14 protein-coding genes and 1 riboswitch are annotated in these 15,474 nt (G+C 65.1%); of the genes, 8 read left to right on the plus strand and 6 right to left on the minus strand.

What is annotated here, in order from left to right; genetic code table 11:
- Positions 1–4: 4 nt before the first annotated feature.
- The 5 genes from C9427_RS17370 to C9427_RS17390 are packed head-to-tail and all read right to left on the minus strand — an operon-like array spanning position 5 to position 4,065.
- Positions 5–1,330, minus strand: a complete 1,326-nt coding sequence (locus tag C9427_RS17370; RefSeq protein WP_107650354.1) for an NADH-quinone oxidoreductase subunit E — start codon at positions 1,328–1,330, stop codon at positions 5–7.
- Positions 1,331–2,521, minus strand: a complete 1,191-nt coding sequence (locus C9427_RS17375) for an NADH-quinone oxidoreductase subunit D (RefSeq protein ID WP_107650355.1) — start codon at positions 2,519–2,521, stop codon at positions 1,331–1,333.
- Positions 2,522–3,124, minus strand: a complete 603-nt coding sequence (locus C9427_RS17380; protein WP_107650356.1) for an NADH-quinone oxidoreductase subunit C — start codon at positions 3,122–3,124, stop codon at positions 2,522–2,524.
- Between the two features lie 3 nt (positions 3,125–3,127).
- The gene (locus C9427_RS17385) at positions 3,128–3,709 is read right to left on the minus strand and encodes a NuoB/complex I 20 kDa subunit family protein (RefSeq protein WP_097574872.1); all 582 of its coding nucleotides are present in this window, start codon (positions 3,707–3,709) and stop codon (positions 3,128–3,130) included.
- Positions 3,700–4,065 (minus strand): NADH-quinone oxidoreductase subunit A, encoded by a 366-nt coding sequence (locus C9427_RS17390; protein ID WP_097574873.1) that lies wholly within the window; start codon positions 4,063–4,065, stop codon positions 3,700–3,702. The genes C9427_RS17385 and C9427_RS17390 overlap by 10 nt, the downstream gene beginning before the upstream one ends.
- A gap of 329 nt (positions 4,066–4,394) precedes the next feature.
- Between C9427_RS17390 and C9427_RS17395 the strand changes: the two genes are divergently transcribed.
- The 8 genes from C9427_RS17395 (at position 4,395) to C9427_RS17430 (ending at position 14,743) form a co-directional block, all read left to right on the plus strand.
- Positions 4,395–5,594, plus strand: coding sequence for a winged helix-turn-helix domain-containing protein (locus C9427_RS17395; RefSeq protein ID WP_107650357.1), 1,200 nt, complete (start codon positions 4,395–4,397; stop codon positions 5,592–5,594).
- Positions 5,595–5,623: 29 nt separating this feature from the next.
- Positions 5,624–5,827, plus strand: a riboswitch (cobalamin riboswitch).
- A 38-nt stretch (positions 5,828–5,865) separates the two neighbouring features.
- On the plus strand, positions 5,866–6,294 hold the full coding sequence (locus C9427_RS17400; RefSeq protein WP_107650358.1) for a DUF1636 family protein: 429 nt from the start codon (positions 5,866–5,868) through the stop codon (positions 6,292–6,294).
- A gap of 2 nt (positions 6,295–6,296) precedes the next feature.
- Complete coding sequence (cobW, locus tag C9427_RS17405) at positions 6,297–7,334, plus strand: cobalamin biosynthesis protein CobW (RefSeq protein ID WP_107650359.1); 1,038 nt, start codon at positions 6,297–6,299, stop codon at positions 7,332–7,334.
- 18 nt (positions 7,335–7,352) lie between these two features.
- Positions 7,353–11,081 (plus strand): cobaltochelatase subunit CobN, encoded by a 3,729-nt coding sequence (gene cobN, locus C9427_RS17410; protein ID WP_107650360.1) that lies wholly within the window; start codon positions 7,353–7,355, stop codon positions 11,079–11,081.
- Positions 11,078–12,577: a precorrin-3B synthase gene (gene cobG, locus C9427_RS17415; RefSeq protein WP_107650361.1), complete on the plus strand. Its 1,500-nt coding sequence runs from the start codon at positions 11,078–11,080 to the stop codon at positions 12,575–12,577. The genes cobN and cobG overlap by 4 nt, the downstream gene beginning before the upstream one ends.
- Positions 12,574–13,227: a precorrin-8X methylmutase gene (locus C9427_RS17420; RefSeq protein ID WP_208636375.1), complete on the plus strand. Its 654-nt coding sequence runs from the start codon at positions 12,574–12,576 to the stop codon at positions 13,225–13,227. Before cobG ends, C9427_RS17420 begins: the two co-directional genes overlap by 4 nt.
- Positions 13,224–13,982 carry a precorrin-2 C(20)-methyltransferase gene (locus C9427_RS17425; protein WP_107650362.1) on the plus strand — a complete coding sequence of 253 codons (759 nt, stop codon included), beginning with the start codon at positions 13,224–13,226 and terminating at the stop codon, positions 13,980–13,982. The genes C9427_RS17420 and C9427_RS17425 overlap by 4 nt, the downstream gene beginning before the upstream one ends.
- On the plus strand, positions 13,979–14,743 hold the full coding sequence (locus C9427_RS17430) for a precorrin-3B C(17)-methyltransferase (RefSeq protein ID WP_107650363.1): 765 nt from the start codon (positions 13,979–13,981) through the stop codon (positions 14,741–14,743). Before C9427_RS17425 ends, C9427_RS17430 begins: the two co-directional genes overlap by 4 nt.
- On the opposite strand, the gene C9427_RS17435 is transcribed toward C9427_RS17430, so the two are convergent.
- The gene (locus tag C9427_RS17435) at positions 14,707–15,474 is read right to left on the minus strand and encodes a cobalt-precorrin-6A reductase (RefSeq protein WP_107650421.1); all 768 of its coding nucleotides are present in this window, start codon (positions 15,472–15,474) and stop codon (positions 14,707–14,709) included. The genes C9427_RS17430 and C9427_RS17435 overlap by 37 nt on opposite strands.

The raw sequence follows: 15,474 nt of genomic DNA on the forward strand, positions 1-15,474 counted from the left end.
TCCCTCAGACCGGCTTCTTGCCGAAGACGCGGATATATTCGGCGACCCCGCCCTTGGCGAGCGCCTTGGCCTGCTTGACCCAGTCTTCGCGCTCGATGCGGCCATGGAAGCTGAGATAGCCATCGACCCACTCGCGCTCGGCCTTCTTCCAGGAAGCGACTTGAGCGTAGGTGAAGATGCCGAGCGAATGCAGGATGCCCTCGCTTCTCGGGCCAACGCCGGAGATCAGTTTGAGATCGTCGACCAGTGCCGGCTTTTCGATGCCGGCCGGGCGGTTCTTGTCTTCCAGCGAAGGCTTTGCCGGCTTGGCGGCCTTGGCTGCGGGCACCTTGGCCTCAGGCGCCTTGAATGCAGCCGCCGGCTCGGCCTTGGTCTTCGGGCCGTTGCGCTGCTTGGAAACCTTCTCGACTTCCGGCGCCGCCTTGTTGGCATTGGCTGCCGAATGCATCGGGGCCGAAACGCTCGCCGCCTTCTCCACGGCAGGTGCGACCTTGACCGCCGAAGGCGTCTTCAACGCCGGGCTGGTTTCGGGCGCATCGGTCTTCGGCTTGCTGGCCTTCGACGGCGCGACGGCGGGAGCCGGAGCAGAGGTGGAAGCCGGCGTCGTAGCGGCAGCGGCCGGCGCTGACGGAGCCGGAACAGTAATGGCATCCGGCGCTTCCTTGGCGGCCTTGGAAGCCTCCTTGGCTTCCCTGTCGCGGGTCGCCTTGAGGATCGCCTTTTCGCTCTTCAGCGTCGTCAGGCCGGTGATCGGCTCGGAGGTGATGCGGCCATTCTGCGGGCCGGGCTTGACCTCGGCCCCCTTGCCGGCGCCGTAGAGATCGATGATTTCGGCCAGCCGCTCCGGCGTCAGATCCTCGAAAGTGTCCTTGAAGATCATCACCATCGGTGCGTTGACGCAGGCGCCGAGGCACTCGACCTCCTCCCACGACAGTGTGCCCTTGTCGTTGGTGTGGAACTGGTCGTGATGGATCTTGGAACGACACACATCCATCAGCGCTTCCGAACCGCGCAGCATGCAGGGCGTGGTGCCGCAGACCTGGATATGGGCGCGGGTGCCGACCGGATTGAGCTGGTACTGGGTATAGAAGGTCGCGACTTCGAGCCCGCGGATACGGGGCATGCCGAGCATGTCGGAGATCGTCTCGATCGCCGCCTTGGTCACCCAGCCTTCCTGCTCCTGCGCCAGCATCAGCAAGGGTATGATTGCCGATTGCTCGCGGCCCTTCGGATATTTCTTGATCCATTGCTTGGCCGCCGCGGCATTCGCCCGGTTGAAGGCGAAGGACGCTGGCTGGACGCTGGCTTCTGCGAGACGGCGGACTGACATTTAACGATCGACCTCACCAAACACGATGTCGAGGGAGCCGAGAACGGCGGTGACGTCGGCCAGCATGTGGCCGCGGCACAGGAAATCCATGGCCTGGAGATGGGCGAAGCCCGGCGCGCGCAGCTTGCAGCGATAGGGCTTGTTGGTGCCGTCGGAGACCAGATAGACGCCGAATTCGCCCTTCGGCGCCTCGACCGCCGCATAGACCTCGCCGGCCGGCACGCGGTAGCCTTCGGTGTAGAGCTTGAAGTGGTGGATCAGCGCTTCCATCGAGCGCTTCATCGCCGGGCGCTTCGGCGGCACCACCTTGCCGTCAAGGTTCGACACCGGTCCGCTGCTCTCCTTGCCGAGCAGAAGGTCGATGCACTGGCGCATGATCTTGGCCGACTGGCGCATTTCTTCCATGCGCACGAGGTAGCGGTCGAAGCAGTCGCCGTTCTTGCCGATCGGGATGTCGAAATCCATCTCGGCGTAGCATTCATAGGGCTGCGACTTGCGCAGGTCCCAGGCAGCGCCCGAGCCGCGCACCATCACGCCGGAAAAACCCCAGGCCCAGGCATCGGCCAGCGACACCGTGCCGATGTCGACATTGCGCTGCTTGAAGATGCGGTTGCCGGTGAGCAGTGCATCGAGATCGTCGAGCGACTTCAGGAACGGGTCGATCCACTTGCCGATATCCTCGACCAGCTTTTGCGGCAGGTCCTGATGGACGCCGCCCGGCCGGAAATAGGCCGCGTGCATGCGCGAGCCCGAGGCGCGTTCGTAGAATACCATCAGCTTTTCGCGCTCGACGAAGCCCCATAGCGGCGGCGTCAGCGCGCCGACATCCAGCGCCTGCGTCGTCACATTGAGGATGTGCGACATGATGCGGCCGATCTCGCAATAGAGCACGCGGATCAACTGGCCGCGCTTCGGCACCTCGATGCCGAGCAGCCGCTCGGCGGCAAGCGCGAAGGCATGCTCCTGGTTCATCGGCGCGCAATAATCGAGCCGGTCGAGATAGGGCACGGCCTGCAAATAGGTCTTGTGCTCGATCAGCTTCTCCGTGCCGCGATGCAACAACCCGATATGCGGATCGACGCGATCGACGACCTCACCGTCGAGCTCAAGCACCAGCCTCAAAACACCATGCGCCGCAGGATGTTGAGGTCCAAAGTTGATGTTGAAATTGCGAACGGAGGTTTCAGCCATTTACTGCTTTGCCTTCTCATCCCCAGGCAGCACGTAATCGGTGCCTTCCCAAGGGGACAGAAAATCGAAATTGCGGAATTCCTGCTTGAGCTCGACCGGCTCGTAAATCACGCGCTTGGCCTCGTCGTCGTAGCGCACTTCGACGAAGCCGGTCAGCGGAAAATCCTTACGCAGCGGATGACCTTCGAAACCATAATCGGTCAGGATTCGCCGCAGATCCGGATGGCCCGAAAACAGCACGCCATAGAGGTCGTAGGTCTCGCGCTCGAACCAGTCGGCGCCGGGGTAGACGCCGGTAAGCGACGGCACCATGGTTTCCTCATTGGCCTGGACCTTGAGGCGGATGCGCACATTCTGCTTCGGCGACAGCAGATGATAGACCACATCGAAGCGCTTGGCCCGCGACGGATAGTCGGCGCCGCAGACGTCGATGATCGAAATGAACTGGCATTTTGGATCATCGCGCAGGAAGGTCGCCACCTCGATCAGGTCGCGCGGCTCAACCGAAACGGTGAGCTCGCCATAGGCAAGCACCGGGTCGTTGACCCGGCCAATCAGCTTCTCGCCGAGATAAGTCGACAGTTCGCTTAAGGGTATGCTCATGATTTATCGCTCGATCGTGCCGGTGCGGCGGATCTTCTTTTGCAGGAGAAGAATGCCGTAAAGCAGCGCTTCGGCGCTCGGCGGGCAGCCGGGCACATAGATGTCGACCGGCACGATGCGGTCGCAGCCACGCACCACCGAATAGGAATAGTGATAATAGCCGCCGCCATTGGCGCAGGAACCCATCGAGATGACATAGCGCGGCTCCGGCATCTGGTCGTAGACCTTGCGCAGCGCCGGCGCCATCTTGTTGGTCAGCGTGCCGGCGACGATCATGATGTCGGACTGGCGCGGAGACGCGCGCGGCGCAACACCGAACCTCTCCGAATCGTAGCGCGGCATCGAGGTGTGGATCATCTCGACCGCGCAGCAGGCGAGACCGAACGTCATGAACATCAGCGAGCCGCTGCGAGCCCAGGTGATCAGCGCCTCGGTCGAAGTGACGAGGAAACCCTTGTCGGCCAGCTCGTTGTTGATTTCCAGGAAGAACGGATCATCCTCCCCCACCGGCCGGCCGGTGTTGGGATCGATCAGGCCCTTGGGCCTCGGCGCGACTAGGGTGCCTGAACTGTCGTTCAATCCCATTCCAGCGCTCCTTTTTTCCATTCATAGGCAAAGCCGATGGTCAGCACGGCCAAAAACACCATCATCGACCAGAAACCGAGCATGCCGATCTTGGAGAACGACACCGCCCACGGGAACAGGAAGGCCACCTCCAGGTCGAAGATGATGAACAGGATCGAGACCAGATAGAAGCGGATGTCGAACTTCATGCGGGCGTCGTCGAACGAGTTGAAACCGCATTCGTAGGCGGAAAGCTTTTCCGGGTCGGGATTGCGGTAGGCCACCAGGAACGGCGCCACGATCAGCGCCAGGCCGACAACCAGCGCCACGCCGATGAACAGGACGATGGGCAGGTACGAACTCAGGAGTGCGTTCATGCTGCGGCTTTCCGTTGCCAATCCACTTTGATTACAGCAACGGACCTTAATGCGGAAGCGTGACAGATTAACCGCTGAACCGTTTGAAGGGCCTATGCTGCAACGCGGCGAGGGTTAGCGCAGCGCTTTCGGCGAAGCAAGTCAAACCTTGTTCAAAACACGGTGCTGGACGGCACATCCGGAAAAACTGGTCCGATCCGCTCCTGTTTGATTTCCTTCACTTTTTACTCCACTTTTCTCTCCTGACATATATCCCGCCAAATCCCTGCTAGCATGGTCAGGAATCATCGGTTCTTGCTTCGCTTGAACACCATCAGGGCGCCGTCAGCATGAAGGAAAAGATCTCGCTCGGCATGGCCAGGCGCATCGCACTCGCCGCACAGGGTTTTACCGATCCGAGGCCGGGCGCCACGCCGGACCGCCGCCACCTGGCCCGCGTGCTGGCGCGCACCGGCCTGCTGCAGATCGATTCCGTCAGTGCGGTGGTGCGCGCCCACTATATGCCGCTCTACTCCCGCCTCGGTCCCTACCCTTTGTCCCTGCTCGACAACGCCGCTGTCACCCGCAAGCGCACGGTCTTCGAATACTGGGCGCATGAGGCCTCGTTCCTGCCGGTCGAGACTTACCCGCTGATGCGCTGGCGCATGCAGCGGGCCGAGCGCGGCGACGAAATGTATCTGGGCCTCGCCAAATGGGGCCGCGAACATGCCGCCTATATCGAAGAGATCTACCGCGAGGTCGCCGAACGCGGCCCGATCGCCGCTTCTGCATTGGAGGGCCAGAAAGGCTCGGGCGGCTGGTGGGGCTGGAGCCACGCCAAACACGCCTTCGAATGGCTGTTCTGGGCCGGGCGCATCACCACGGCGCATCGCCGCGGCTTCGAACGCTTCTATGATCTGCCCGAACGCGTGCTGCCGCCCGCCGTGCTCGCCCTGCCGGTGCCCACTGCCGAGGACGCGCATCGCGAATTGCTGCGCATCTCCGCCCGCGCCCATGGCGTGGCGACCGCAGGCGACCTGCGCGACTATTTCCGCCTGTCGCCGGCCGACATCAAGGGCCGGATCGAGGAACTCGTCGAGTTGGGCGAGTTGCTGCCGGTGCGCGTCGAAGGCTGGGACAAGCCGGCTTACCTGCATAAGGATGCCCGCTTGCCGCGCGAGATCGAAGCGCGCGCCCTGCTCGCCCCATTCGATCCGGTCGTCTTCGAGCGGTCGCGCACTGAGCGACTGTTCGACTTTCGCTACCGCATCGAGATCTACACGCCGGCCGAAAAGCGCCAATACGGCTATTACGTCCTGCCGTTCCTGCTTGGCGACAGGATCGTGGCGCGCGTCGACCTCAAGGCCGACCGCCCGGCCAGCGTCCTGCGCGTCCATGCCGCCTATTCCGAACCTGGCGCGCCGGCTGAAACAGCGGCAGCGCTGGTCGAGGAGTTGAAGCAGATGCAGGGCTGGCTCGGCCTGGAACGCATCGAAGTCACGCCGGCCGGAGATCTCGGGCAGCCTCTCGCCGACATCGCCGCGTCGTAGACGCGCGTTGACACGCCTGCATACACAAGCCTAAATCCGGTTCAGACGGTCTCCTCTCGGCAAAGGGAGGAGCCAAGAGGGAATGCGGTGCGAAATCTCGATTTCAAATCCGCGGCTGTCCCCGCAACTGTAAGCGACGAGCCAAGGCCGAAAACCACTGGGATGTTCCCGGGAAGGCGGCACCCAGGCGATGACCCGCGAGCCAGGAGACCTGCCGTCTGAGAGATAAGAATCCGATCGCCTGGCGGGTTTTCCGGGCAAGGAGCCTGATTTGGAACGCGACAGCAGTTTTTCGGCTGAGACAGCGGACATATTGTCCGGCGGGGACGATTCCCTGGCCGGCGTCACCGTCATCGTCTGCTCTTCCTGTCGCGACGAAACCGGCTCCGATGCCCATCCCCGCGCCGGCGCGCTGCTCGCCGATGACACGCGCCAGGCCGCCTCCGGCGAAAAAATCCGCATCCGCACCGTCGAATGTCTCGGCAATTGCAAGCGACGCCTCAGCGCCGCGATCCTTCGTGACGGCTGCTGGAGCTACGTCTTCGGCGACCTGACTCCCACCAGCGGTGCCGATCTCGTCACCGGCGCGAAGCTCTTCGCCACGTCGACCGACGGTCTCATCCCCTGGCGGGGCCGCCCCGATAGCCTGAAGCGCGGCCTTGTCGCCCGCATCCCTCCCCTCGACCTCCTGAAGGACTAACCATGACCGCTTCCGTTTCCCGCGTCCCCTGCACTGTCGTCACCGGTTTCCTCGGCGCCGGCAAGACGACGCTGATCCGCCACCTGCTCGAGAACGCCGGGGGCAAGCGGCTCGCCATCATCGTCAACGAGTTCGGCGACATCGGCATCGACGGCGAGATATTGAAAGGCTGCGGCATCGACTCTTGCCCCGAGGAGAATATCGTCGAACTGGCCAATGGCTGCATCTGCTGCACCGTAGCCGACGATTTCGTGCCCGCGCTCGACCAGATCCTGTCGCGGACGCCGAAGGTCGACCATATCCTGATCGAAACCTCTGGCCTCGCTCTGCCCAAGCCACTCGTCCAGGCCTTCCAGTGGCCGTCGGTCAAGAGCCGGGTGACGGTCGACGGCGTCATCGCCGTGGTCGACGGACCGGCGCTGGCCGAAGGCCGCGTCGCCAACGACATGGACGCACTTCAGGCGCAGCGGGCTCAGGACGAGACCCTCGATCACGACGATCCGGTCGAGGAAGTGTTCGAGGATCAGGTCGCCTGTGCCGACCTGATCATATTGTCGAAGAGCGATCTGATGGATGCCGCCGGCTCGGCCCGCGCCAATGCCATCATCGGCGAGCATGTCGCGCGTGCCGTGAAGATCGTTCCGACATCGCAGGGGAAGGTCGATCCTTCAGTGCTGCTCGGTCTCGGCCTCGCCGTCGAGGACGACATCGAGAACCGCAAGACCCATCACGACGACGAACTCGACCACGAGCACGACGATTTCGATAGCTTCGTCATCGATATCGCCTCCGTCTCCAATCCGGACGAGCTGGCAAAACGCGTCGCCACCGCCGCCGAGGAAGAAAACGTGTTGCGCGTGAAAGGCTTCGTCGAGGTCGGCGGCAAGCCGATGCGGCTGCTGCTGCAGGCCGTCGGCCCGCGTGTCAATCACTATTACGACCGCGCCTGGACGGCCGAAGACGACCGCCGCTCGCGCCTCGTCGTCATTGGCTTGAAGGGGCTGAACCGCCCGGCCATCGAGCGTATACTCGCCGGCTGAGGCAAAGCGCAAACCGCGATGCACATCCTCACCACCACATCCGCCTCGCTCGACGATCTGGCCGAGCCTGTCGATCTCCGGCAGACGCCGGCGGATGTCGTGGCCTTGTCCTTTACCGACAGCGATCTGGCCGGCCTGGCGGCGGCCTGGAAGGCGGATGCGGCACGCCTGCCCTCGATGCGGCTGGCGGCGCTTCGCGATCTGCGCCATCCGATGTCAGTCGATCTCTGGATCGACAGCGTTGCCCGCCACGCCAAGGTTGTTCTGGTCCGCATCCTCGGCGGCTACGACTGGTGGCGCTATGGCTGCGACCAGCTTGCCACGATTGCCCGCGAACGCAGCATAAAACTGGCGCTGCTGCCCGGCGAGAGCCACGACGAGGATCCGCGGCTGATCGAAGGATCGACCGTGCCACGCGAGGAATTGGACAGTCTGCTCGGTTATTTCCGCGAGGGTGGGCCGGAGAATATGACGGCGCTGGTGCGGAGGTTGGCGCGGTTGGCGGGTTCGGATGCGGCCGTTGCGGAGCCGATTGTCGTGCCGAAGGCCGGGTTTTACGAGCCGGGGCGTGGAGTTGCGGAAGGGCCGGATTTGTCAAATGTCGGCATTCCTTCGCGCCCCCCTCTGTCCTGCCGGACATCTCCCCCACAAGGGGGGAGATTGGCCGTCGCTGGCCGTATCGCGACTTCTGCAACGTCGGACATTGGCGAAGCCGCCGATGATCAGGCGATCTTCCCACTCGTGGGGGAGATGTCCGGCAGGACAGAGGGGGGCGCGAAGGAACGCGACCTAAACCTTACCTCTGCCACCCCCGTCATCCCCATCCTCTTCTACCGCTCGATGCTGCTGGCCGCCGATGTCGCGCCGATCGATGCCCTTTTTGAGGCGCTGAGCGCGCGCGGCATCGCCCCCGTCCCCATCTTCGTTTCCAGCCTCAAGGACCCGGTTTCGCTGGCATTCGTCGAAACCGCGCTCGCAACCCTAAACCCCGCCGCCATCATCACCGCCACCGCCTTCGCCTCCGGGGCCGAACCCGGCATCGAAACCCTGTTCGACCGTGCCGGCGTGCCGGTCTTCCAGGTCATCGTCGCCACCACCCGCCGCGACATCTGGCAGAACAACCAGCGTGGCCTCGCCCCCGCCGACCTCGCCATGCATGTCGTGCTGCCCGAGCTCGACGGCCGCATCCTCGCCGGCGCCATCTCCTTCAAGGGCGAGGTCGAAACCGATCCGGCGCTGGCGTTCCGCGCCTTTGCCAACCGGCCGGAGCCAGATCGCGTGGCGCAGGTGGCGAGCCGTATCGAAGCCTTCATCCGCCTGCGACGCACGCCGCGCGCGGAACGCAAGCTTGCCATCCTGATCCCCGACTACCCCAGCGCCCCCGGCCGCACCGGCTATGCCGTCGGCCTCGATGTCCCGTCCAGCGTGCTCGCCATGCTGCACGACCTGAGGGAACAGGGCTACGCCGTTGAAGGGATTCCGCAAACGCCGCGTGAACTGCTGGATTTGTTGGAGCGCGGTGACGAGGGATTGGGACTGGCGGAATATCTGGCCTTCTCCACGGAATTGCCGACGGCTGCAATCGCTGCGGTAGAGGCGGCGTGGGGTAAGGCGGAAGATGAGACAGGTTTGCGCGAGGCGCCCCCCTCTGTCCTGCCGGACATCTCCCCCTCAAGGGGGGAGATTGAGCTCTCATCGCCCCTTTCGCCAACTACCGAGGATGTTAAGGGAGAGCCATCGGCGAAACTGCCAATCTCCCCCCTTGAGGGGGAGATGTCCGGCAGGACAGAGGGGGGTGTTCAAGCGCCTACCGTCGCAAAATTCCCCTTCCGCGCCGCTACCTTCGGCAACATCACAATAGCCCTCGCTCCCGATCGCGGCCGCTCCACGGATCGTCGCGTCGACTACCACGACCCGACCTTGCCGCCGCGCCATGCCCTGATCGCCTTCGGCCTGTGGCTGCGCAAGTCCCTCGGCGTCCATGCCCTCATCCATGTCGGCGCGCACGGCACGCTGGAATGGCTGCCAGGCAAGACGGTGGCGCTCAGCGAAAACTGCTTTCCCGAGATCGTCACCGGCGCATTGCCCGTCATCTACCCCTTCATCGTCTCCAATCCCGGCGAGGCGGCGCAGGCCAAACGGCGCATCGCCGCCGTTACCCTCGGCCATCTGCCGCCGCCGCTGACAGGCGCCGGGCTGGACGAAAACCAACACAAGCTTGAGCGGCTGGTCGATGAATATGCCCAGGCCGACGGGCTCGACCGCCGCCGCCGCGACCGCTTGGCGAAGCTGATCGTCGAGACCGCGCAGAAGACCGGCCTCGCCAATGAAGCAGGCGTTGCCGGCACCGATGCGCCCGACGAGGCGCTGCGCCGCATCGATGCCTGGCTCTGCGACCTCAAGGATTTCGCCATCAAGGACGGGCTGCATATCTATGGCCGCTCACCGGAGGGCGAGACCGATCCGCTGCGCAGGCAAAGTGCCGCGGCCGAGAAGGCAGCCCTGCTCGCGGCGCTCGATGGCCGCCATATCAAGGCCGGCCCGGCGGGCGCACCGGCGCGCGGCCGGCGTGATGTGCTGCCGACCGGCCGCAACCTGTTCACATCAGACCCGCGCACCATGCCGACACCGACCGCCTATGATCTGGGCAAGGCGGCGGCCGAAGAAGTCGTGCGCGGCTACATGCAGTCGCATGGCGACTGGCCGCGTTCGCTGGTCATCGACCTCTGGGGCTCGGCCTCGCTGCGCACCGGCGGCGAGGAAATCGCGCAAGGCCTGGCGCTGATGGGCTGCCGGCCGCAATGGGATGCCGCCACCGGCCGCATCACCGGCATCGAAGTGCTGCCCCCGGCAGCGCTCGGCCGCCCGCGCGTCGATGTCACCTGGCGCATATCGGGCCTGTTCCGCGACATGTTCCCGACGCAGATTGCGCTGATCGACGCCGCCGCCAACGCTGTCGCCGCCCGCGACGAAGACGCCTCGGAAAACCCGCTCGCGGCCAGGACACGCGCAGAGGGAAAGATCAGCCCGCGCATTTTTGGCACTTCACCCGGCACTTACGGCGCCGGCGCCGAGGACCTTTTGGCAAGCGGCGACTGGGCCGCACGCGAAGAGATCGGTCGCGCCTATCTCGACGCCACCTCGCATGCCTATGGCGGCGCCGAAGGCGAAGGTATTTCCGCGCCCGGCGCCTTCGCGGGCCGCATCGCCGAGGCCGATCTGCTCGTCCATACCGGCGACGATCCTGGCCGTGACATCCTCGAAGGTTCCGCCGACGTCGCCTTCATCGGCGGTTTTTCGGCGGCGCTCGCGGCGCTCGGCAGGAACGCTGACGTCATCGTGCTCGACACCACGGATCCGCAGAGGCCGAAGCCGCGCTCGATCGGCGAGGCCGTGGCGCGGGTGGTGCGGGCGCGTGCGGTCAACCCGCGATTCATCGCAGGCCAGATGCGCCACGGCCCGCGCGGCGCCTCGGAATTCGCCGAAACGGTCGACCGTCTGGTCGGCTTCGCCGAGACCACCCACGCCATACCAGGCGCGCTGATCGAAGCCGTGCATGACGCCTATCTCGGCGATCCCGAGGTCCGCGCCTTCATCCTGCGCGAGAACCCGGCCGCCGCCAAAGTCATCGCCGAGCGTTTCCTCTCGGCGCGGCGGCGTGGTCTGTGGCATCCGCTGCGCAACTCCGTTGATGACGATCTGGCGGCATTGATCACTGAGGCCCAGGCGCTTGGGGTGGCCGCATGAACGCCTTCTCGCGCCGTGGCGCTTGCCCTGCTTTGTCGGCCCCGATGCAGACCGGCGATGGGCTGCTGGTGCGGCTCAATCCCGTTTCTGGAGGCCCATCTTCTGGAGGGTTGTCGCCAAAGTCTTTGATCACGCTCGCCCAATCCGCCTTGCGGCACGGCAACGGCATCATGGAAATCACCGCACGCGGCAGCCTGCAGATCCGGGGCCTGACGCCGGCAAGCGCGCGGCTGCTGGCGACGGAGGTCGATGCGCTCGGGATTGCGGTGCGCACCGGGGTTGCGGTCGAGACCGGGCCGCTGGCAGGGCTGGATCCACAAGAGATCGCCGACCCCCGCCCGCTGGCTGAATGTATTCGTGCAGCGATTGATGAAGCCGGGCTGGCGCAGCGCCTCGGTCCCAAGGTTTCGGTGGTTGTCGATGGCGGCGGGCAGTTGGCCATGGATGCGGTGACGGCCGATGTCAGGCTGAGTGCGATCAGAACCGACGCGGGCGTTCGTTGGCTAGTAGCCGTTGCTGGCGACAGGCAAAATGCAGCGCCGCTCGTCATGGTCGAGGAAGATGCTGGCCGTAATATCGCCGTCGCGATTTTAAGGATGGTTGCCGAAAAAGGCCAAGAGGCTCGCGCACGGGATTTGACGCCGCGGCAGCTGACATCTCTAGCAACTTGGCATTCCTTCGCGCCCCCCTCTGTCCTGCCGGACATCTCCCCCTCTAGGGAGGAGATTGGCAATTCCCACGCCGCCGCTCTTGTTGCAACGCCGATAGTTGGCGAAAGCGGAGATGGGAGCCGAATCTCCCCCCTAGAGGGGGAGATGTCCGGCAGGACAGAGGGGGGCGCGACAGAACGCCAGCCTAACTCTTTTCAGCCTATTGGAACCTTGGCCCTGGCCTCTGCCGACACCGCCCTCGGCATCGGCCTGCCCTTCGGCAGCATGCCGGCGGAAAAGCTCATCGACCTCACCCAACACGCCCTCACCCTTGGCGCCAACGAGATCCGCCTGGCGCCAGGCCGCGCCCTGCTTTTCCTTGGTCAGCCGGCGGCCGCCAACCAGAGCCTTCAAAATACAGCCACCGCCCTCGGCTTCGTCACCTCGCCCACCGACCCACGCACCCGCATCGCTGCTTGCCCCGGCACACCAGCCTGCGCCTCCGGGCGGATTGCAACACGCGACATCGCCGAGACCATCGCGGCGGAAAACCGCGACCTGCTCGATCCCTCGCTCACAGTGCACATTTCCGGCTGCGCCAAGGGCTGCGCCCATTCCGGCCCGGCGACCCTCACCCTGGTCGGCGGCGAAAACGGAGCCGGACTTGTCGTCAACGGGACGGCGAAGGCCCTTCCCGCCGGATACAGGCCGGGCTATGACGCCGCGCGCGGCGTCAGTCGCGTCGCGGCAGCCCTGCGTAGCGCACGACTTCCCGGCGAGACCGCCGCCGCCTGCCTGGCAAGGCTTGGCGCGGCCGGTGTCACCGAGGCTTACCGACAGGAATGAGCATGCCCCCCCAGGATGACATCGCCTACGACTATATCCGTGACGGCACGGCGATCTACGAGCGCTCCTTCGCCATCATCCGCGCCGAGGCCGACCTGTCGCGCTTTTCCGAGGCAGAAGCCGATGTCGCCATTCGCATGATCCATGCCTGCGGCCAGGTCGAGGCAGCGTCTCACTTTGTCTTTTCCAGCGATTTCGTCGCCGCCGCGCGCGCTGCTCTTGCTGCCGGCGCGCCGATCTTCTGCGATGCCGAAATGGTCTCGCATGGCGTCACCCGTGCCCGGCTGCCGGCCGGCAATGAGGTGATCTGCACGCTGCGCGACCCGCGCACCGCCGAAATCGCCAAGGAGATCGGCAACACCCGCTCTGCCGCGGCGATCGATCTCTGGGGCGAACGCCTAGCAGGCTCTATCGTTGCCATCGGCAATGCGCCGACCGCCCTCTTCTATCTCCTGGAGAAGCTGCGCGACGGTGCGCCGAAGCCGGCAGCCATCATCGGCATGCCGGTCGGTTTCGTCGGTGCTGCCGAATCGAAGGACGCGCTGGCCGAGAATTCCTATGGCGTGCCCTGCGCCATCGTGCGCGGCAGGCTGGGCGGCAGCGCCATGACCGCCGCCGCGCTCAACGCATTGGCGAGGCCGGGCCTGTGAACGTGATCGCAAAAGGCCGGCTGGTTGGCGTCGGCACCGGTCCCGGCGACCCCGAATTGTTGACGCTGAAGGCCGCGCGGGCATTGGCCGAAGCCGATGTCGTGGCGTATTTCGCCAAGCGCGGCAACAACAGCAATGCGCGCGCGATCGTCGAAGCGCGCTTCCGGCCGGATATGCTGGAACTGCCGCTGCTCTATCCGGTGACGACCGAAATCGACAAGGACCACGACGACTACCGCTCACAGATCGCCGATTTCTATGAAGAATCGGCCGAGAAGGTGGCCGAACATCTTGGCGCCGGCAGGATGGTGGCGGTGCTATCGGAAGGCGATCCGCTTTTCTACGGCTCCTACATGCATCTGCATGTCCGGCTGGCGCATCGCTTCCCGACCGAAGTCATTCCCGGCGTCACCGCCATGTCCGGCTGCTGGTCGGAGACCGGCCTGCCGATCGTCCAGGGCGACGACGTCCTGAGCGTGCTGCCGGGCACGATGAGCGAGTTCGAATTGACGCGCCGCCTCGCTGATACCGATGCCGCCGTCATTATGAAGGTCGGCCGCAACCTGCCCAAGATCAGGCGAGCACTGGAGGCGACCGGCAAGCTGACGCGCGCCGTCTATGTCGAGCGAGGCACCATGCCGGGCAGCGTCTCGATGCGGCTCACCGAAAAGCAGGATGACAAGGCGCCCTATTTCGCCATCGTGCTGGTGGCCGGCTGGTCGGCTCGGCCCGGTGCGTCGGGAGCCAAGCCGTGAGCGGGCGTTTGACCGTCATCGGCCTTGGACCCGGCAATGCCGACCAGGTAACGCCCGAAGCGAGCCGCGCCGTGGCCGAAGCCAAATTCTTCTACGGCTACAAGCCCTATATCGACCGGCTCGAGCTGCGCCCGGACCAGACCCGCGTCGCCTCGGACAATCGCGAGGAACTCGCGCGCTCGAGGGACGCGCTGGTAAAGGCAGCCGAAGGCCATGAGGTCGCCGTGGTCTCGGGCGGCGATCCCGGTGTCTTCGCCATGGCGGCCGCCGTCTGCGAGGCGATCGAGGCCGGCCCGGCCGAATGGCGCGCCGTCGACGTCGCCATCGTGCCCGGCGTTACCGCCATGCTTGCAGTCGCCGCCCGCATCGGCGCGCCGCTCGGCCATGATTTCTGCGCCATCTCGCTGTCCGACAATCTGAAGCCATGGGAGCTGATCGAACTGCGACTGCTGGCGGCAGCCGGCGCCGGCTTCGTCATCGCGCTCTACAACCCGATCAGCAAGGCGCGTCCCTGGCAGCTTGGCCGTGCCTTCGAATGCCTCACCGCCATATTGCCCGGCACCACGCCTGTCATCTTCGGCCGGGCAGCGGGCCGCACGGACGAGCGCATCGAAGTCTATCTGCTGGCGGATGTCGACGCTGAGAAGGCTGACATGGCGACCTGTATCATCATCGGCTCGCCGGAAACCAGGATCATCAAACGCGGCGACCGGCCAGTGCTGGTCTACACGCCGCGCTCCGCAGCGGGCTCCAGAAAATGATCGACCATCGCGGCAAGCGCTTCGACGGTTTCAGCCGACGTAACATCCGACAGCGCTGGCCTGCGGATCATGACCACCTCGAGGCCAAGCGTCCGCGCCGCCGCGATCTTGCCATAAGTAGCCTCGCCACCGCTGTTCTTGGACACGACGGCGTCGATGCGATGGCTTTCCAGCAGCGCGCGCTCGTCTGCCTCGCGGAACGGCCCGCGCGCCAGCAGATAGGTCGCGTCAGGCACCGCCAGCCTAGGCTCGACCGGGTCGACGCTGCGGACGAGATAATGATGCCGGGGTGCGGCCTCGAAGGCAGCGACCTCTTGCCGGCCGAGCGCCAGGAAGACGCGACGCGACGGCGGACCCAATGCCGTTACCGCATCGGCAACAGTATCGACCAGCATCCAGCGGTCGCCTTCGACCTGCTCCCAGCCCGGGCGGCGCAAGGCAATGATCGGCACGCCCGCTTGCCGCGCCGCCTCCGCCGCATTGGCGGAAATGCGCGCAGCATAGGGATGCGTGGCGTCGATCAGCAGATGAATGCCCGCTTCGCCGAGATAAGCTGCAAGTCCTTCGGCGCCGCCGAAGCCGCCGGTGCGGACAGGCACGCCCTGCGCCACCGGGCTTTCGGTGCGGCCGGCCAGCGACAACGTGATCGCGAGACCGGCGCGCGCGGCGAGCGTGCCGGCCAGTTGCCGGGCTTCGGTGGTTCCGCCGAGGATCAGAATGCGGTGGGTCAT

It is taken from the genome of Mesorhizobium helmanticense, from assembly GCF_003034915.1.
GTDB classification, from domain to species: domain Bacteria; phylum Pseudomonadota; class Alphaproteobacteria; order Rhizobiales; family Rhizobiaceae; genus Mesorhizobium; species Mesorhizobium helmanticense.